Source organism: Brevundimonas sp. SORGH_AS_0993, from assembly GCF_030818545.1.
GTDB lineage: Bacteria > Pseudomonadota > Alphaproteobacteria > Caulobacterales > Caulobacteraceae > Brevundimonas.
Window position 1 is genome coordinate 1,036,569 of record NZ_JAUTAH010000001.1, and the last position, 18,542, is coordinate 1,055,110.

The 18,542-nt window shown below is 69.0% G+C and carries 19 protein-coding genes; 13 read left to right on the forward strand and 6 right to left on the reverse strand.

Features of this window, described 5'->3' with window-relative positions; genetic code table 11:
• The first annotated feature begins 4 nt into the window (after nt 1–4).
• The 3 genes from QE389_RS05140 to QE389_RS05150 all read left to right on the forward strand — a co-directional run bounded on the left by QE389_RS05140 (nt 5) and on the right by QE389_RS05150 (nt 2,340).
• Nucleotides 5–865: a YgcG family protein gene (locus tag QE389_RS05140; RefSeq protein WP_307365098.1), complete on the forward strand. Its 861-nt coding sequence runs from the start codon at nt 5–7 to the stop codon at nt 863–865.
• Nucleotides 865–1,545 carry a TPM domain-containing protein gene (locus tag QE389_RS05145; RefSeq protein WP_307365100.1) on the forward strand — a complete coding sequence of 227 codons (681 nt, stop codon included), beginning with the start codon at nt 865–867 and terminating at the stop codon, nt 1,543–1,545. Before QE389_RS05140 ends, QE389_RS05145 begins: the two co-directional genes overlap by 1 nt.
• Before the next feature lie 63 nt (nt 1,546–1,608).
• Nucleotides 1,609–2,340 carry an endonuclease/exonuclease/phosphatase family protein gene (locus tag QE389_RS05150; protein ID WP_307365102.1) on the forward strand — a complete coding sequence of 244 codons (732 nt, stop codon included), beginning with the start codon at nt 1,609–1,611 and terminating at the stop codon, nt 2,338–2,340.
• 18 nt (nt 2,341–2,358) lie between these two features.
• Here QE389_RS05150 and QE389_RS05155 read toward each other — a convergent pair whose 3' ends face one another.
• Nucleotides 2,359–2,892, reverse strand: coding sequence for a phospholipase D-like domain-containing protein (locus QE389_RS05155; RefSeq protein WP_307365104.1), 534 nt, complete (start codon nt 2,890–2,892; stop codon nt 2,359–2,361).
• A 442-nt stretch (nt 2,893–3,334) separates the two neighbouring features.
• On the opposite strand from QE389_RS05155, the gene QE389_RS05160 reads away from it, so the two are divergent.
• The 6 genes from QE389_RS05160 to pip all read left to right on the forward strand — a co-directional run bounded on the left by QE389_RS05160 (nt 3,335) and on the right by pip (nt 9,086).
• On the forward strand, nt 3,335–3,919 hold the full coding sequence (locus tag QE389_RS05160; RefSeq protein ID WP_307365106.1) for a hypothetical protein: 585 nt from the start codon (nt 3,335–3,337) through the stop codon (nt 3,917–3,919).
• Nucleotides 3,920–4,002: 83 nt separating this feature from the next.
• The gene (locus QE389_RS05165) at nt 4,003–4,179 is read left to right on the forward strand and encodes a hypothetical protein (protein WP_307365107.1); all 177 of its coding nucleotides are present in this window, start codon (nt 4,003–4,005) and stop codon (nt 4,177–4,179) included.
• 158 nt (nt 4,180–4,337) lie between these two features.
• The gene (locus QE389_RS05170; RefSeq protein ID WP_307365110.1) at nt 4,338–6,962 is read left to right on the forward strand and encodes a tipN; all 2,625 of its coding nucleotides are present in this window, start codon (nt 4,338–4,340) and stop codon (nt 6,960–6,962) included.
• A gap of 81 nt (nt 6,963–7,043) precedes the next feature.
• The gene (locus QE389_RS05175; RefSeq protein WP_307365112.1) at nt 7,044–7,643 is read left to right on the forward strand and encodes a hypothetical protein; all 600 of its coding nucleotides are present in this window, start codon (nt 7,044–7,046) and stop codon (nt 7,641–7,643) included.
• Nucleotides 7,644–7,696: 53 nt separating this feature from the next.
• Complete coding sequence (locus QE389_RS05180; RefSeq protein WP_307365114.1) at nt 7,697–8,065, forward strand: DUF423 domain-containing protein; 369 nt, start codon at nt 7,697–7,699, stop codon at nt 8,063–8,065.
• Between the two features lie 46 nt (nt 8,066–8,111).
• Complete coding sequence (gene pip / locus QE389_RS05185) at nt 8,112–9,086, forward strand: prolyl aminopeptidase (protein WP_307365116.1); 975 nt, start codon at nt 8,112–8,114, stop codon at nt 9,084–9,086.
• A 179-nt stretch (nt 9,087–9,265) separates the two neighbouring features.
• Here pip and QE389_RS05190 read toward each other — a convergent pair whose 3' ends face one another.
• Nucleotides 9,266–9,964, reverse strand: coding sequence for a pirin family protein (locus QE389_RS05190; RefSeq protein WP_307365118.1), 699 nt, complete (start codon nt 9,962–9,964; stop codon nt 9,266–9,268).
• Between the two features lie 118 nt (nt 9,965–10,082).
• Here QE389_RS05190 and QE389_RS05195 point away from each other — a divergent pair, with 118 nt between their 5' ends.
• Nucleotides 10,083–11,009, forward strand: a complete 927-nt coding sequence (locus QE389_RS05195) for a LysR family transcriptional regulator (RefSeq protein WP_307365120.1) — start codon at nt 10,083–10,085, stop codon at nt 11,007–11,009.
• A gap of 3 nt (nt 11,010–11,012) precedes the next feature.
• Here the strand turns inward: QE389_RS05195 and QE389_RS05200 are convergent, their stop codons facing one another.
• The 4 genes from QE389_RS05200 to QE389_RS05215 all read right to left on the reverse strand — a co-directional run bounded on the left by QE389_RS05200 (nt 11,013) and on the right by QE389_RS05215 (nt 13,600).
• Nucleotides 11,013–11,309, reverse strand: coding sequence for a hemolysin (locus tag QE389_RS05200; protein WP_307365123.1), 297 nt, complete (start codon nt 11,307–11,309; stop codon nt 11,013–11,015).
• Nucleotides 11,310–11,332: 23 nt separating this feature from the next.
• A complete protein-coding gene (locus QE389_RS05205; protein ID WP_307365125.1) occupies nt 11,333–11,545 on the reverse strand; it encodes a hypothetical protein in 213 nt (70 codons plus the stop codon).
• A 101-nt stretch (nt 11,546–11,646) separates the two neighbouring features.
• Complete coding sequence (locus QE389_RS05210) at nt 11,647–12,105, reverse strand: DNA polymerase III subunit chi (protein ID WP_307365127.1); 459 nt, start codon at nt 12,103–12,105, stop codon at nt 11,647–11,649.
• 19 nt (nt 12,106–12,124) lie between these two features.
• Nucleotides 12,125–13,600, reverse strand: coding sequence for a leucyl aminopeptidase (locus QE389_RS05215; RefSeq protein WP_307365129.1), 1,476 nt, complete (start codon nt 13,598–13,600; stop codon nt 12,125–12,127).
• A gap of 142 nt (nt 13,601–13,742) precedes the next feature.
• Here QE389_RS05215 and QE389_RS05220 point away from each other — a divergent pair, with 142 nt between their 5' ends.
• The 3 genes from QE389_RS05220 to QE389_RS05230 are packed head-to-tail and all read left to right on the forward strand — an operon-like array spanning nt 13,743 to nt 18,535.
• Nucleotides 13,743–14,873, forward strand: coding sequence for an LptF/LptG family permease (locus QE389_RS05220; protein WP_307365131.1), 1,131 nt, complete (start codon nt 13,743–13,745; stop codon nt 14,871–14,873).
• Entirely contained in the window at nt 14,870–16,012 is a 1,143-nt protein-coding gene (gene lptG / locus QE389_RS05225; RefSeq protein WP_307365133.1) for an LPS export ABC transporter permease LptG, read from the forward strand. The genes QE389_RS05220 and lptG overlap by 4 nt, the downstream gene beginning before the upstream one ends.
• 54 nt (nt 16,013–16,066) lie before the next feature.
• Complete coding sequence (locus tag QE389_RS05230) at nt 16,067–18,535, forward strand: LPS-assembly protein LptD (RefSeq protein WP_307365135.1); 2,469 nt, start codon at nt 16,067–16,069, stop codon at nt 18,533–18,535.
• Nucleotides 18,536–18,542 lie beyond the last annotated feature (7 nt).

The window sequence follows — 18,542 nt, forward strand, 5'->3', positions numbered from 1 at the left end:
GATCTTGAACGCCCCCCTCGCCAAGGTCCGCCGGCCCGGCGGCGGCCTTTCGACGGCGCTGCTGCTGGGCCTGCTGGCGGCGCTTCTGGTGGTTCTGCCGGTCGCCGCCCAGTCCAAGCCGATCTTCCCGGCCTTGACCGGCCGGGTCGTGGACCAGGCCAACCTGCTGGACCCGGCGACCGAGCAGGCGCTGACCGAGAAGCTGGCCGCCCTGGAGGCCAAGTCCAGCGATCAGCTGGTGGTCGTCACCGTCGACAGCCTGCAGGATCAACCGATCGAGGATTACGGCTATCAGCTGGGCCGCGCCTGGGGCATCGGCCAAAAAGAGGGGGACAACGGCGCCCTGCTGATCGTCGCGCCCCATGAGAAGAAGGTCCGGATCGAGGTCGGCTATGGGCTGGAGCCCATTCTGACGGACGCCTTTTCCTCCCTGGTCATCCAGAACGACATCCTGCCGTCCTTCCGCGACGGCGACTATCAGGCCGGGGTGGTCAAGGGCGTCGACGCCCTGATCGCCCAGCTTGAGTTGGACCCGGCCGAAGCCCAGGCCCGCGCGGCGGCGGCCGAAAGCGAGCATCAGGCGTCGGGCGCCAAAATCCCGGTCGGCGTCATCGTCTTCATCGCCGTCATCTTCCTGTTTCTATTCGTTCGGGCGGTCGGAGCGGCCGGACGCGGCCGTCGTCACCGCAGCAGCGGCCTGGGGCCCATCCTGGTCTGGGCCGCCACCGAGATGATGAGGAACCACGACGACGACGACCGTGGCGGCTGGGGCGGCGGCGGTTTCGGGGGCGGAGGCTTCGGCGGCGGTGGATTCAGCGGCGGCGGCGGCGGCTTCGGCGGCGGCGGCGCCTCGGGAGGATGGTGATGCGGCTGACCGACGACGAACGCGGGCGCATCGCCTCGGCCATCGCCAGCGCCGAACAACGGACCTCGGGCGAAGTCTTCTGCGTCGTGGCGCGCAACGCCTCGACCTATGCCGATGTCAGCCTGGCCTGGGCGGCGGGCGCGGCCCTGATCCTGCCCCTGCTGCTTCTGCCCCTTGGCCTGGATGTCGACTGGCCGGGCCGGGGCGGCTGGCAGGCGGCGCATCAGGCGGCCCGATCCGCCACCGTGGCCCAGGCTCTGGGAGTCTACGCCCTGATCCAGGCGGCGGTCTTCGTGGGCGTGTTTCTTCTGACCCGCATCCCGCCTGTCTTGCGCTGGGCCACGCCGCGGGGCCTGCGTCGCGCCCGGGTGCGCAAGGCCGCCCTCCAGCAATTCTTCGCCCACGGCGTCCATGTCACGCGCGAACGAACGGGCGTTCTCCTGTTCGCGGCCCTGGACGAACATCAGGTCGAATTGATCGCCGACGAGGGCATCCACGCCCTGGTTCAGGATAGCGTCTGGGCCGAGGCCGTGGGCGCCCTGAGCACCGGGCTGCGCGCCGGCCGCGCCGCAGAGGGTTTCGAAAAGGCCATTGGCCTGTGCGGCCAGGTCCTGGCCCGGCATTTCCCGCCCCGCGCTGACAATCCCAACGAACTGCCCGATCACCTGATCCTCCTGTAAGCGTCGCACCAGGGTCTTATTGGCCGTCCATAAGGCCGCTTCGCCTCACCTCGCGCCCCGATCATGCCCCGCCTTCTCACCTACAACGTCCACCGCTGCGTCGGGACCGATCGTCGCCTGGACGTGGACCGCATCGTCGCCGTCATCGGCGAGCATGAGCCGGACATCGTCTGTCTGCAGGAGCTGGACGTCGGCCGCGCCCGCACCGGCGGCGTCGATCAGGCCCAGGCCATCGCTGCGGGTCTGGCTATGACCTCCCGCTTCCATCCGGCGATGCAGGTCGAGGCCGAACTGTACGGCGACGCCATCCTGACCCCCCATCCGGAGCGGCTTGTCCGCGCCGACGCCCTGCCGACCGTGCGTGGCGTGCCGGGGCTGGAGCCGCGCGGCGCCATCTGGTCCGAGATTCTGATCGACGGCGTCCGGATCAATGTCCTGAACACCCATCTGGGCCTTGTCCCGCGCGAGCAACGGCTTCAGGCGGCCGCCCTGGCCGGGGCGGGCTGGCTGGGCGGCTGCACGGGCCCGACTCTGCTGGCGGGCGATTTCAACGCCACGTCGATCACCCGCCCCTATCAGACCTTGTGCCGGCGTCTGGAAGACTGCCAGCGTCAGTTGGGGCTGAAGCCCAGCGTGAAGACCTTCCCCTCGGCCTTCCCGGCGATCCGCATCGACCACTGTTTCGTCAGCCCGGACATCCGAATCCGCGCGGTGCGATCCGACTATTCGCCCCTGGCCCGCGTCGCCTCGGATCACCTGCCCCTGATCGTCGACTTCGAGGTGATCGCGGCCTGACGCCCCCGTCCCCGTCCGTCAGCCCGGCGCCTGGCCGCCCTCAGAACGCGGTCGAGTGCGCTGGGATCGGTTCAGACGCTTCCACGGCCGCCAGGCGTCGGACGACGACATGGGATCGCCCAACTGCCATTCGGCGAACATCCTCTGGATACGGGTCGGCGGCTCGGACCCCAGGGGGACCAGCCGGTCGGTCTGAAAGCTGCAGATCGCCTTGCCCGTCGCGCCCATGACGGCCTCGACGGCGGCGAACGCCTCCGCCTTCACCCCGATCCAGTGGGCGATGGTGTGATGGCGGTGATCGACGATGACCTGGCGCCCGGCGGCGTCGGTCGGCTCCATGGCCACGTCGCACTCGGTATCCAGCCCCATGGAGCGGTTGTTCAGATTGGTCGATCCGATCCGCAGAAAACGGTCGTCGATGATCGACACCTTGGCGTGCACGATGATCCGGTCGCCCTCGGCCGTGCGCGGGGCGAAGGCGAAGAAGCGATTGTACTTGTCCGCCTGCTCCAGGCGATACAGGACCTCGGCGCGCGCCGTGTCCATGGTCATGCTGTCGAACCAGCTGGGGCTCTTGGCCGGTGGAGACCAGGATGACCTCCGGCCCGTCCGCCTCGGCCAGCCGCTCGGCCAGGGCGGCGGCGATGATGGGCGAGGTGAAATACTGGTTTTCTAGATAAATCAGCTTTCTGGCGCGCTTTATTGATTCTAGGTGCAAAGTCTCGTTTTCGCGCACCTCGTGGCGCCCGCCCCATTTCGGCTCGGTCCGGGCGACGCCGACCGGCACGTCCGTCATCTGCACCGCCACGCCGTCGGGCCAAGGATCATTGTCCACGACGTCGGGTACGGTCCGCTCCCAGGTCGCGCGAAACCAGCGTTCGCGCGCCAGATCGCCCAAGGCGCGCGCCGCCGCCCCGTCCATCACGCACATCACCTCATGCCGCGCCTTGCAGATCAGGCCGTTGGGCTGGGCGCGGCGCGGGTCGTGGTCTAGATGCTCGACCGAGTCCCAGCGGTCGGTCGCGATGTCCCCGCCGCCGCAAAAGGCGATCCGGTCGTCGACGACGACGACTTTCTGATGATGGCAGGCGCCGATGGGACCGGGCGAATCCAGCCGGAACTCCACCATCCGCTTGCGGAACCACCGTTGCGCCTTGTGCGGATAGAAGCCCTGAGAGGCCGCGATCAGCAAGGGCGATTTCCAGATCAGCAGCCGCACGTCCAGATCCGGCTTGCGTTTGACCAGCATCCGCAGTTGCCGTCCGATCTCGGCCTGCCGGTCGCCCGGCCGCGCCTCGGGGTCCAGATGGGTGCGCGGATCGAACTGCCAGCCCAGGACGACGATCGACCGTTCCGCCTTTTGGATCGCCGAGGCCAGGGCGTCGAAATAGGCCTCGTTCTCCATCAGTATGGCGAATCGATCCGCCACGGCGGTGCGCCACAGGCCAGGGCCCGGAGTCAGCAGGCTGCCTTCGTAAGGAGCGCCGTCCGTCATTCCGTCCTTCTGGCTGCGTCTCGTTCAAGTGGCTGGAGGACGAACACCCGTTCCATGCGCGCCCCCTCCGGTCAATCGTCATAGGGCGGGATTGTGACGTTCGCTCATCTGGGGCATAGTCCGAGGGTGCGCCGCCGCTTGTGGACGGCGCGACAGGGAGAGGCTGGATGCAGGCGCTGGTCGAATTCATCGCCGGCTTCATCGCGCTTCTGGCCGCCGCCGTCCTGCCGCAGTTCGGCGTCGACACCCACGCTCCGCGCCAGTCTGATCGTGAAGTGCACCGCGTCGCCGAATGTTCCGCCGCAACGCATGCCCCAGACCGTCCCGCCGCGCCGACCTGCTGATCTCGGTCGATTTTGACCGGCGGACGCGACGAATCGTTACGCAAATGAACTGGCGGGCGGATTCCTGTCGTCGTGCGCTTCAACTCACGCAGTTCAGCCTCTAGGGTTCGGCGGGCGTGTCACGCGGCACGTCGAGAGTAGGGATCGAGTTGTCGGCGATGAAATCTCCCAAGCGGCCGCCGCTGAAGTTGACCAACGAGGAGACGGGCGCCGTCGAGGCTTCGCCCGTCGTCGACGGCCGGGACGCGGCTGACAATGACGCCGCCGCGCCCGAGGACGCCCCTATCGTGAAACCGACCTTCGACGTGGCTCCAGAACGTCCCCTGGCCGAACGCCCCATGTCCGAACGTCGTCGCCGTCGCCTGCTGGAAGAACAGCGCCTGGCCGAAGAGCGGACGGCCGAGACGGCGCGGCAGCAGCGCGCCCTGGCCGAGGCTTTCGACCTGCCCGGCGAACCCGCGCCGGAATCCACCGCCGCCGTCGAACTGGGCGTCGCAGCCGGCAAGCCCCCCGCCCCGTTCGAACGGTCGTCGCCCGTGGCCAAGGCGACCGCCGCCCCCCGCACACCCTCGTCCGGTCGTCACACCTATCTGATGGCCGGCGCCGCCTCGGCCCTGTGGATCGGCGGCGTCGCCTCCTGGGCCGCGTATGAGATCGGGGCCGGCGGCGCCGATCTGGACCCGCTGCGGCTGGCCCTCTACGCCCTGATCGCCCTGGCGCCGGCGGGGCTGGCCATTCTCCTGGCCCATGCCGTGCGCCAAGGCGCCGGTCTGGCCGCCGAGACCCGGCGCGCCCGCCAGTTGGCCGAGGCCCTGGTCGCCCCCACCGCTCTGGCGGCCCAGCAGACGGGCGAGGTGCTTCAATCCCTGCGCGCCGACATCGACCACGCCGCCCTGGCGGCCGAGCGCGCGCGCAACGACATGGCCCTATTGCGCGAAGCCCTGGCCCAGGAGACCGCGCGCCTGAACGAGGCGGCCGAGACCGCCAGCCGCACCGCCCGCCGCCTGACCGAAAGCCTGGGCCGCGAACGCGACCAGATGCAGATCCTTGGCGTCCACCTGGATTCACAGGCGACCGGCGTGGTCGATGCGGTCGAACGCCAGTCCCGCATGGTGGCCGACGCCTCCGACCTGGCCCAGGCGCAACTGCGCGAGGCCGAGGCGACGCTGGCGGCCCGCGCGGCCGATCTGGCCGCCGCCGCCGGCGAAGCCCAGGACGCCGCCCGCGTCGCCGCCGAGGACCTGGCGCGTCAGACGATTCGCCTCGAAAACGCGGGCTCGGGCGTGGCCGAACAGATTCAGTCGGTCGAGGAGGGTTTGGGCCAGCAGCGCGCCGCCCTCGTCACCGCCGCCTACGCCCTGCGCACGGATCAGGAGGACTTCTCCGCCCAGGTCGAAAGCCAGCGCGCCCAGTTGATCGAGCAACTGTCGGCCAGCCGCGCCGCCGCCGCCGAACTGGGCCAGGCTTCCCTGACTTCGACGGAGTCGATGCGCGACCTGGTCGAGGCGGCCTCGGACCAGTTCCGCGCTCTCGTCGACATGTCCCAGCGCGAGGCCGACGGCTTCGACACGGCCACCAAGCTGGCCTTGGACCGCTTCGAGGCCATGGCCGCCGAATCCCGCGACGTGCTGATGGAGGAGACCCGCCGCGCCCTGGAGCATATGCGCGCCACGGCCGAGGATTCCCGCGCCGCCGCCGCCGAAGCCGCCGAGCAGGCGCGGCTGCGCGCCGACCGGCTGGGCGAAACCCTGTTCGAGGCGGCCCAGAAGGCCGACCAGGCCGCCGACGCCCGGATCGAGGACGCCCGCCGCATCGTGGCCGAAACAGCCGGCCTGGTCGATCAGACCGGCGAACGGATGATCGACCGGCTGCAAGCCATGATCACGCGCCTGAACGACGCCCTGTCGGAGATCGACGCCGCCGTCGCCGAGGTGGACGAACGCGCCTCCCGTCTGCCTCAGGAGGCTCAAGCCCGCGCCGACGCGGTGCGCGCCACGGTCGAGGAAGGTCTGGCCTCCCTGGCCGCCGCCTCGCGCAAGGCCGCCGAGGACACCGAGGCCCTGGACGTCGGCTTCCAGGATCGGGTGCGTCGCAACTACGACATGTTGACCGAGGCCGTTCGCCTGATGGGCGTCGTTTCGGGCGAGACCCCGGCCGTCCGTCGCCGCGATCCCGCGCCCGAAGCCGAGTTACGCCCCGCCCGCCTTGCGCCCGATCTGGCCCCCTCGCCCGCCCCGGCGCCGGAAAAGCGGTTCGGCCTGCGCGGTCGCCTGCGCCTGGAACCCACCGAGACCCCGTCGTCCGCTGCGGCGCCCGCCTCAGACAAGGCGCTGGACTGGAGCGATCTGGTCTCGGGCGACGACGCCGTAGAGGCCCCGATCAACCTCGACACGCCCGGCTCCGCGCCGGTCCTGGCCCCGGCCGACGCCGACGCCCTGGCCGAGCGGGTGATGGCCGCCATCCGTCGCATGGGCGTCGATCCCAACGCCCTCCTGCCGCGCTCGCGGGTCGAGGAGGCCGCGCGCGCGATCAGCGGCGGCGATCCGGACGCCGCCCGCGCCATCGTGCGCCGCGTCGCCCCCGCCGCTGTCCGCAGCGTCTCGCGCCGGGTGCTGGGCGACGCCGACCTGCGCCAGGACGCCGAACGCTATGTCCGCATGATCGCGCAGGACCTGTCCGCCGCCGCCCGCGCGGGCGATGCGGCGGGCGTGCAGGTTCGTCTGGCGTCCGATGGCGGTCGCGCCTTCATGCTGCTCGATGCAGCCGTCGGCGACCTGGGCTGAGACAATGAGAGGCTTGACGCGGCCCGCAACTTCACGCCTCTTCGCAGCGTCACGAAATCGTCATGGGTTGGGGCCGGGATCATGATGGATGCGATCACCAGCGACCGCGACTCTGCGACCGCCCGTCTCCCGGGCATCGCTATCTGCACCTATGAGGCCGACGACGACGGCTGGGACCTGATCGAGGACCTGTCCGGCACGCCGTGGAGCCCCGCCGGCGCTCGCACCGTCCCCGTCTCCGGCGCCGATCCCGACACCCTGGCCGCGCGGCTGGGGGACCATCTGCGCAGCGGCGATTGCCGGGCCGTGCTGCTGGTCGGACGCACGCGCAAGGCCGGGGGATTCCGGGTTCAGATGCGCGCCGAGAACCGGACCCTGGACCGCACCGAACGCCTGTCCCGGACGGGCCCGGGCCTGGCCCGAACCACGGCGCCGGTGGCCGACATCATCCGGGCCCTGAACGCAGCGGGTCTTGCCGCCGACGCCTCGTCCGAGGTGGAGGAGGATGCGGGCTCCTACATCCTGTATCGCGTCCTGGCCGATCTGCCCGACGGTCCCCATGTGCCGGCCATCGGCCTGCTGCGCGCGCCCGTGCCCGCGGACGAGGCGGCGATGCGCAAGGGCGTCAAGGCCGCCGCCTCGGCCATCGCCGGCCACCTGGCGCCTCAGCCGCGCCTCTAGCCAACGTCGGTCGCCGCTTCCCTGCACAGGCTTCTGGTCCTAGGGTCGGGTCCATGACCGCAGACCGCAATCTGATCGTATTCGCCGCCCTGAACGGCGCCCTCGCCGTCGTCCTGGGCGCCTTCGCCGCGCACGGCGCCGGTCCCCAGATCAAGACCCTGCTGCAGACCGGCTCCCACTATCAGCTGGGCCATGCGGTCTTCGCCCTGGCCTGCGCCCTGTGGACCGGCGGCGGCGGCCTGGCCCGACTGCTGGCAAGACTGGCCGGCTGGCTGGGTGCGGCGGGCGGCCTGGTCTTCAGCCTGGCCCTGGGCGCCATCGGCCTGCTCGGCCTTCCGGTCATGGGCGCGGTCGCCCCCATAGGCGGATTGCTGATGATCGCCGGTTGGCTTTGCCTGGCCTTTGCGGCATTGCGTTCCTGACGCGCTTGCGACCGCCCTTTTTTCGTTAAGAAAGATCCAGCAATCCATGGCCTTCTCGACATCTGCTGAACCGCGCCGCGAACTCTATCCGGAGATCGAACCCTATGCGTCGGGCTGGATGAAGACGGAGGGGGTGCATGAGATCTATTACGAGGAAAGCGGCAATCCCGACGGGCGTCCGGTCGTGGTCCTGCACGGCGGTCCCGGCGGCGCGGTCAATCCCGGCATGCGCCGCTATTTCGACCCCGCCCGCTATCGCATCATCATGTTCGACCAGCGCGGCTGCGGCAAATCCCGCCCCAATGCTTCGCTGGAGGACAACACCACCTGGGACCTGATCCGCGACATCGAACGGCTGCGCGCGCTGTGCGGCGTCGACAAATGGGTGGTGTTCGGCGGCTCCTGGGGCTCGACCCTGTCGATGGCCTACGCCATCACCCACCCCGAGCGGTGTCTGGCCCTGGTGCTGCGCGGCATCTTCCTGCTGACCCGCAAGGAACTGCACTGGTTCTATCAGGACGGCGCCTCGATGATCTTCCCCGACGCTTGGGAACGGTTCGTCGCCCCCATCCCGGAGGCCGAGCGCGGCGACCTGATGGCCGCCTATTACAAACGTCTGATCGGCGATGACGTGGGCGAGCGTGAACGTTGCGCCGTCGCTTGGTCCAGTTGGGAAGGCGAAACCGTCAGCGTCGAAGGCCCCAACGCCCGCCCGGACAAGTTCGCCGAGCCCGAGTTCGCCGTCGCCTTCGCCCGGATCGAGAACTGGTATTTCACCAACGGCGGCTTCTTCGACTCCGACGACTGGATTCTCAAGAACGTGGACCGGATGCGCCACATCCCCTGCTGGATCGCGCAAGGGCGATTCGACGTGGTCACGCCCATCTCCGGCGCCTGGGCCCTGCATCGCGCCTGGCCCGAGGCGAAACTGGACATCGTCGGCGACGCCGGCCACGCCTCGTCCGAACCCGGCATCGTGGACAGCCTGATCCGCGCCACGGACTGGGCCGTCGGGGTCTGAAAATCAAAGGGCCGCCGCGCCTTCGCGCCGCGGCCCCGATCGGTCTCAGCGCCGCCAGCCACTGCTGGCGATCACCGTCCCGCCTGATTGAATATGGATTTTCCTTCGTGGACTGAGCCCCGCACCATGCCGTTCGCCCAGCCGGATCAATGTCCGACCGGGCAGGATGATCCGCAAACTCAGGCGGCGTCCACCAACACGATCTCGGCGTCCGACAGCGCCTTGACCGTCAAGACGTCCTCCTGGGCGATGGCGGCGCCGTCGCGGGCGTTCAGCCGAACGCCGTTGACCTCCACCTCGCCCTTGGCCGGCACCAGATAGGCACGGCGTGCGGCGCCCAGCGGATAGTCGGCGCTGTCGCCGGCGTTCAGGGTCGCCGCCACGATCCGCGCATCGGTGCGGATCGGCAGGGCGTCGTCATCCCCCTGAAAGCCCGAGGCCAGGACCACGAACTGGCCGGAGCGCTCGCCCTTGGGGAAGGGCTTGGCGCCCCAGCTTGGCGCCTCGCCGCGACGGGTCGGTTCGATCCAGATCTGGAAGATCCGGGTCAGTTCCGGCTCGGCGTTGTATTCGGCGTGGCGAATGCCGGTGCCCGCGCTCATCACCTGGACGTCGCCGGCGACCGTGCGGCCCTTGTTGCCAAGGCTGTCCTCGTGGCTGATCGCACCGTCGCGGACATAGGTGATGATCTCCATGTCGGCGTGGGGATGGGGCGGAAAGCCCGTGCCCGGCGCGATCTCGTCGTCGTTCCAGACCCGCAGATTGCCCCAGCTCATCCGCGCCGGGTCGTAATAGTTGGCGAAGGAGAAGTGGTGCTTGGCGTTCAGCCAACCGTGGTTGGCGCTGCCCAGGGTGTCGAAAGGTCTGCGCTCGATCATTGTCTTGTCCTCTCGCCGGGCCGTCCCGGCGTCATTGGCTTGACGACAAGATAGAGATCGACCAGCGAACAGAAATAGAAACAGACGAAACTCATCGTTTCCTCCTGCGGAGCCGACCATGTCCCGCCTGCCCGATCTCGAAGCCCTGGCCATCTTCGCCAAGGTGGCCGAAACCCAGTCCTTCTCGGGCGCCGCCGACCAGTTGGCCCTGTCCAAAGCCACCGTCTCCAAGGCGGTGACGCGGCTGGAACAACAGCTTCAGACCACCCTTCTGCATCGTACCTCGCGCCGTTTCGCCCTCACCGATGCGGGCCGCAGCCTGTCCGCCCGCGCCGCCCAGATGCTGGCCGAGGCCGAGGGCGCGGTGTCCGAGGCCCTGGATATGTCCGTCACCCCGCGCGGCCTGGTCCGGCTGGCCGCGCCCATGTCGTTCGGCATGGCCTATGTCGCCCCGGCTCTGCCCCCGTTTCTGGCCACCCACCCTGACGTCTCCATCGACCTGCATCTGTCGGACGAGATGATCGACCTGGTCGGGGGCGGCTTCGACTGCGCCCTGCGGATCGCGGCCCTGGCGGATTCGTCGCTGACGGCGCGAAAGCTGCGTCCGGTGAACCGGCTGCTGGTCGCCTCGCCCGCCTATCTGGCCCAGCGGGGGCGACCGACCCATCCGGACGATCTGAACCGCCACGCCTGCCTCTGCTACGCCTATATGCCGACGCCCGATGTATGGCGTTTTTCCAATGCAGCGGGGGAAGAGGTCGTGGTTCGCCCGCGCGGCCCTTTGCGCGCCAACAACTCCGACGCCCTGACCGCCTCGCTCTGCGCGGGCCTGGGCCTCTTTCCCCAGCCGGATTTCATCGCCTGGAAGGACGTGGCCGAGGGCCGGTTGGAGACGGTGATGACCGACTGGCGCCTGCCGCCCATCGCCCTGCATCTGGTCGCACCCAGCAGCGGACCCCGCCCTGCGCGGGTCACGGCCCTGACGGACCATCTGGCGAAGACCTTCAGCAGCCCGCTGTGGCCCGGCGATACGGTCGGCCGTTGAGACTCAGCCGCACTTGACCTCGCGGATCACGCCCGTCCCCTCGTCATAGACGAAGTTCACCCGGTTCTCGCGATAGTCCATGGTCGCCGCACAGGTGGTGCAGAGGAACCGGAAAATCTGGCCGGCGGGCGCGGCGGGCGCCGCCGAACGGTTGCGCCCGACATAGCTTTGGTAATCCTCGACCTCGCAGATCTTGTAAGCGGTCTCCCGGCCGGGCGGCGTCTCGATCGACTGCGTCGGGGCGCAGGCCGACAGCGTCAGGGCGCCGGCGCAGGCCAGCATGCTCAGGGTCGTTTTCATGGTCGTCTCCCTTGCGTGGCGGATCAGCCGCATCGAACCTGCTCGATGACGCCTGTTTGCGCGTTGTAGAAGATGTTCAGCCGATAGGCGGAAAAGTCCTCCGTCACCGGACAGGTGGTGCAGGTCACGCGCCGGTTGACCACCTCAACCGGCACCGGAATCTCGCTCTTGGAGCGGCCGACCAGATATTGCATCTCGCCGGCCTTGCAGAAGTCCTGGGTCTGTCCGGTCGGCATCCGGGTGCCCACGGGCGGATTGACCTGGGCCTGTTCGATGGTGCGTGGGGCCGACGCATCGGACGCCGGGGTCGAACAGCCGGCCAGCAGGGCAAGGGCGATCAGGCCGCCTTTTCCCAGCGCCCCTCGTCCGTCTGCCGCCAGTAGGACAGGGCCGCGCCCCGATCCTTCAGCCCCTTCCAGCGGCCCCGAGCGTGCTGCAGCGCCGTCTCGTCCCGACCATCGAAAATGATGAAACATCGTTCGAACCCTTCCGTCGCGCCCAGTTCTGCGTCGTCGACTATGAACAGCGCCTGAGCGCCGTTCAGGTTCTCGCCCGTCTCGCTCAACAGCACAGGTTGGCGTTCGGCATGGGGCTGGTCCGCCCGGCCGTGCGGCAGGAAGCTTTCGTCCCGAAACGTCCACAGCGTCTCGTCGATCGCATCCAGCCGATGCGAATGCGCCGATTTGATCAGGGCGCGCCAGCCCCGCTCGAGCGTCTTCTCGAGCAGGGTCGGCAACACCTGATCCAGCGTCGACCGCTCCAGATGGTAGAACCAGATTTCGGGTTCGCCGCTCAACTAGCCCTACCTCCGGCGATCAACCTTCGTAGGAATCCGCCACCATGCGGTCCAGGGTGCGCACGGCGAAGCCGACGCCGCCCTCGGGCACGGTGGGGCTGGGGCTCTTGTTCGCCCAGGCGGTGGGGGCGATGTCCAGGTGCGCCCACGGTACGCCGTTGGTGAAGCGTTGCAGGAACAGGGCGGCGGTAATCGAACCGCCCGCGCGGCCGTTGCCGACGTTCTTCACGTCGGCGATCTTCGAATCGATATGCTGTTCATAGATTTCGGGGATCGGCATGCGCCAGAAGTTCTCGCCCACCTTCTTGGCCGCCGCCAGGATCGGATCGGCCACGGCGTCGGAGTTCGAGAAGACGCCGGCGTAGTCCAGGCCCAGGGCCACGATCATGGCGCCCGTCAGGGTGGCCAGGTCGATCATGAACTTCGGCTTGAAACGCTCCTGCGTGTACCAGAGGGCGTCGGCCAGCACGAGGCGGCCTTCGGCGTCGGTGTTGATGACCTCGACCGTTTGGCCCGACATGGACACCACCACGTCGCCCGGACGCTGGGCGTTGCCGTCGGGCATGTTCTCGACCAGACCCAGCACGCCGACGGCGTTGACCTTGGCCTTGCGGCCAGCCAGGGCGATCATGGTTCCGGTCACGGCGGCCGCGCCGCCCATGTCCCACTTCATGTCTTCCATGCCGTCGGCAGGCTTGATCGAGATGCCGCCGGTGTCGAAGCAGACGCCCTTGCCGACGAAGGCTAGGGGCTGGGCGCCGGCCTCGCCGCCCTTCCACTGAATCACGGCCAGCTGGCTTTCGCGACGGCTGCCCTGGCCCACGCCCAGCAGGGTGCGCATGCCCAGCGTCTCCATCTCGGCCTCGCCCAGGATCTCGACTTCCAGACCCAGGCTTTCCAGCGCCTTCACGCGGCGCGCGAACTCGGCCGGGTACAGGACGTTGGCGGGCTCGGACACCAGGTCGCGGGCGAAGATCACGCCGTCGGCCACGGCCGACAGGGGCTCCAGCGCCGTCTCGGCGGCGCGCAAGTCGGCGGCGACCACGCGAACCGTCGTCACCGAAGGAACCTTGTCCGGCTTCTGCGTGGTCCGGTACTTGTCGAAGCGATAGGCCGCCAGGCGCGCCGCGAAGCCGACGCGCGCCGCCTGTTCGCCGGACAGGTGCGAGGCGTCGATGGTCAGGACCTCGGCGCCCGACAGCTTCACCGCCGCATAGGCGCCGGCGCCGAAGGCTTCCACCGCCAGGTCGTCCTGCTTGTCCTGCGCGCCCGCGCCGACCAGCAGCACCCCATCGGCTTCCACCGCCTGGGGCGCGGCGACGTTCAGGGTCTGGCCCGCCTTGCCGGTGAAGCGGCTCTTGCCCATGGCCTTGGTCAGGGCGCCGCCGGTCTTGGCGTCCAGCGCCTGGGCCGCGGGGCTCAGGACACGGTCCTGGAACACGGCGACCGCGAGGATTTCAGCGGCGTCGACGGCGGCGACGAACTCGATCTTCATTCAAGGAACTCCAGCCAGGCCCCACCTGGCGTCTGCAAGGACGAAAAGACAACGGCGCGTCTGCTTGTCGCGGACGCGCCCTCATGTGCTACTAGATGCGCCTCAACGTCGCCGCCTGCAACCGGGCGAAGATCATCCGCCCATGACCCTGATTCAACGCTATCTTTTTCGACAAATCTCGCTGCCGGTAGTCGCAGCGTGCGCCGCCCTGGCGGGAATCGGGATTCTGAGCCAGAGCCTGGACCAACTGGAAGTCATCGTCGAACGCGGCCAGAGCGTGTGGGTGATGGTCAAGCTGACGCTTTTGGCCCTGCCTCAGCTTCTGGCGGTCATCCTGCCCATCGGCCTGTTCGTCGGCGCCCTGATCGCCTTGACCCGTCTTCAGCGCGAGCAGGAGCTGACGGCCGCCTTCGCCGGGGGCATGACCCGCTGGCAAGTCATTTCTCCGCCCGCGCGCCTGGCGGTGTTGGTTGCGCTGGTCACGCTCCTGGTCAACCTGTTCCTGCTGCCCTGGGCCCAGCATGAGGCGCGCCGTCAGGCCTTCGCCATCCGCACCGACCTGGCCGCCCTCCTGGTCGAGGAAGGCCAGTTCGTCCAGGGGCCGGACGGCCTGACCGTCTATGTCCAGCAGATCGAGCAGAACGGCCTGCTGAAGAACCTGTTCGTCTATCTGGACGACGGCAAGAAGGTCACGACCTGGAACGCGGCCCAGGCGCGCTTCGGCCGGGCCGGCGGCGTGCCCGTCCTGACCCTGACCGACGGCTCCTGGCAGCAGTACTCGTCGAACGGAGTGCTGAACTATCTGTCGTTCGACAACTACACCCTGGACCTGACGCCGTTCGCCGGCACCACCGAAGTCATCCGCTACAAGCCGTCCGACCTCTATCTGCGGCAGTTGCTGAACCCCTCGCCCAAGCTGCTGGAGACGGCGGGATCGCGCGGCGAACTGCTGGCCGAGGCCCATTCGCGCCTGTCATCGCCCCTGTACGCCCTGGTCGCCATGGCCCTGGCCCTGGCCGCCATCCTGGGCGGCGCCTTCAGCCGGACCGGCTATTCCCTGCGGATCGCCAAGGCGGCGGGCCTGTTCCTTCTGGTGCGCGTCGTCGGTTACGGCCTGGTCGCCGCCAGCGCCTGGAACGGCTGGATGAACATCCTTCAGTATGCCGTGCCCATTCTGGCCATCGCCGTGGCCATGCGGGTGCTGTTCCGCGCCCTCAAGCCCCACCGGGCCAGACGGCGGTTCGCCGGCGTTCTGAAAGCGAGGCCCGCATGACCGCCCTCGGCCTCCGATCGCGTCGCCGTTCGCCGCGTCTGCCGCGCCTCGGCCGCATCGAACGCTATGTCCTGGTCCAGCAGGCGCGCGCCCTGGGCGTGGCCCTGGCGGTGATCGCGGCCCTGGTCATGCTGATCGACTTCGTGGAGGTGTCGCGCGGCCTGGGCTCCAGCATGGACCTGTCGGCCCTGCATATCCTCTATCTGGTGATGCTGAAGTCGCCGTCGGTGATCGTTCAACTGCTGCCCTTCGTCTTCCTGTTCGGCACACTGGGCGCCTTCATCGGCCTGAACCGGCGCAGCGAGCTGATCGCCATGCGGGCGGCCGGCGTCTCGGCCTGGCGCTTCGTCCTGCCGGCGGCGGGCATGGCCTTCGTCCTGGGCGTGGTGACGGTGACGGTGCTCGGCCCTCTGGCCTCCTCGGGCGACGCCCTGTGGCAGCGCGAGCGGGCGCGCATCTCCGGCGCGGTCCCCGGCGCCGGCGAACAACAGGCCATCTGGCTGCGCGAGGGCGACGACCAGCGCCAGATGATCATTCGCGCCGGCCGTCGGGATCGCGCCAACGCCCGCCTGCTGAACGTCAGCTTCTTCATCTACACCACGGGGCCGAACGGCCGCCGCACCTTCTCGGAACGGATCGACGCCCAGTCGGCGACCCTCAGCGCCGGGCGCTGGCGCCTGACCGATGCGGTCGGGGCCAGCATCGGTCAGCGCGCGGTGTCCTATTCGACCCTGGACCTGAGCTCCAGCCTGGCCGACCAGGAAGCGTTCGAACAATTCGCCCGGCCCCAGTCCACGCCCTTCTGGTCCCTGCCGAACCAGATTCGGCGAATCGAGAACGCCGGCTTCACCTCCACCACCTATCGCCTGCGCTTCCAGCAGCTTCTGGCCACCCCCCTGGTGTTCGCGGCCATGTCCATTCTGGCGGCGGCCTTCTCGCTTCGGCTGATGCGCCTGGGCGACATGGCGCGGATGAGCGTGGCGGCCGTGGTGCTGGGCTTCGCCTTCTTCTTCCTGAACCAGTTCTCGTCGGCCATGGGCGCAGCCGAGGTGGTGCCGCCGTTCCTGGCGGCCTGGCTGCCGCCGGTTCTGACGGCGCTCGCCGCCTTCACCTTGCTGTTCTATACCGAAGACGGCTAGAGCCTGATCGCCTTGGACGAAGCCGCGACCCCGTCCCCAGACCACGGATGGCCTATGCAGAGTGACCGCCGCCCCCGGCGCTTCATCGATTTCCGACAGGGGCTTCTGGCCGGGGTCGCGCTTGCCGCCTGGGCGCCGCTGGCCGCCTCGGCGATCGCCCAGACCCAGGCCCAGGCCCAGACCCAGGCGCCCCAGACGCCGCCCCCCGCCGCCGACGGCCTGACCGAGGGCGCGGTCTATGTCGACGCCGCCGGCGTCACGCGCCAGGGCGATGTCGTCACCGCGGTCGGCGCGCCCGATCAGCGCGTCTATCTGCGCACTCGGGGCCATGTCCTGCGGGGCGAGAGCCTGTCCTACGACCTGTTGGCCGGCACGGCGACCGCCGACGGTCGCGTGGAGGCCGTCGCCCCCGGCGGCACGGTCGTCTATGCCAGCCACCTGGAGCTGGACAAGGATCTGGAGGCCGGCGTCGCCGTCGATTTCGCCACCCGTCTCAGCAACGGCGCCAGCCTGATGGCCGCCACCGCCGTGCGCCGCACCGAGACGGTCAGCGAGCTGAACTACGCCCTCTTCACCCCCTGCCCCATCTGCGACGAGAAGGGGCCGCGCCGCCCGACCATTTCGATCCAGGCCGAAAAGGTGGTGCAGGACGAACAACTGCGGGCGGTGCTGTATCGCAACGCCGTGTTCTACGTCGGCCCGGTGCCGGTCTTCTACACCCCCTATTTCGCCCACCCCGATCCGTCGGTGGAGCGGGCCTCGGGCCTCCTGGTCCCCATCATCAACTACGACCAGGGGCGCGGCGTGTCGGTGGAGGTTCCCTATCTCCACGTCGTCTCCAGGTCCGAGGACTGGCTGATCAGTCCACAGATCAACACCCGGATCGCCCCGCTGCTGAACCTGCAATGGCGACGCCGGTTCGCTGACGGCATGATCGTGGCGCGCGGCGGCTATACCCATGAGCGCAACTTCGGCGACTTCGACCTGAACGGCGACGGCCAGTTCGAAAGCAATGTGCGCTTCGGCGACCGCGAGCACCGCAGCTATCTGCTGTCGCACGGCGCCTTCGACCCCGACGGCCCCTGGCGCTATGGTTTCACGGCCGAACGGACCTCGGACAAGACCCTGTTCGACCGCTACGACGTTCGCACCCCCTATCAGGACAACGGCCTCTACTACGGCGACCGCCGCCGTCTGATCAGCCAGATCTACGCCGAGCATCAGACCGATCGTTCCTATGTCTCGGTCGCCGCCTTCTCGATCCAGAGTCTGCGGGTCGATCCGCGCTTCGCCGCCACCGACTTCCGCGACCCCAACGGCTACAAGGTGTTCGAGAGCGACGGCGACCTGCCGCTGGTCGCCCCCCTGGTCGAGGCGCGGTGGGAGCCGCACGCGCTGGTCTTCGGCGGCCGCCTGCGGCTGAAGGGCTCGGCCGTCGCCCTCTACCGCGAAAACTTCGTCGGCGCGCCCATCCTGAACCCCGACCTGGTCCCGGCCGTCACCACGGGCCTGGGCGGCGTCGACAGCCGCCGCATCACCGGCCAGATGGAATGGCGGCGCACCGTGATCCTGCCGGTCGGCCTGCGGGTCGAGCCCTTCCTGGACACCCGGGTCGATCTCTATTCCCTGTCGGACCTGCCGCCGATGATGGGGTTCGGAGGGAACGAGACCGTGTCCCGCTCGCGCCTCAGCGCGGGGGTGGACGTCAGCTATCCGCTGATCAAGCGCACGGCCGGGGCCGACATCGTCCTGGAGCCCCTGGCCCAGATGTCGGTGTCCAGCAGCGCCGATCTGGACCCGCGCATCCCCAACGAGGACGCCCAGATCATCGAACTGGACGAATCATCCCTGTTCCGCATGGACCGCTTCTCCGGCTACGACCTGATTGAGGGCGGGGCGCGCCTGACGGCGGGCGGCCGCGCCACCATCCGGTGGTCCGAAGGCCGCAGCGCCAGCCTGTTCGTGGGCCGCAGCCACCGCTTCAACCGCGAAGACGCCTTCCGCACCAGCATCCCGGACGACCCGGCCCGTCTCTACGACCCCAGCGGCCTGGCGTCGGAGACCTCGGACTGGGTGGTCCAGGGCAGTTTCTCGCCGTCGGACCGCATCCGTAGCTGGGCGCACGCCACCATCGACGGCTCGGGCGACGTGCGCCGGGCCGAGGCCGCTCTGGACGGCCGCTGGGGCCGCCGCAACCTGGCCAGCGTCAGCTACATCCTGGACCGCGCCAATCCTCAGCCCGGCCCGCTGAACCGCAACTACGAATTCGTCCAGTTGACGGGCCAGCAATTCGTCTATGGAAACTGGGGCTTCACCGTCGCGGGCATTGCCGACCTGAAGGAAAACGAAATTACCCGTTCCGAGGTCGGCCTGCTGTTCGACGACGACTGCCTGCGGTTCGAACTGGGCTTTCGGCGCGACAACACCCGCGTTCGGCCCAGCGGCCCCTCCGAGGGGGTTTATGTGCGCCTAAACCTCGCCACTTTCGGAGGTTCAGGTTATGGACAGGGCGAAATGCGTTGAGCATGCC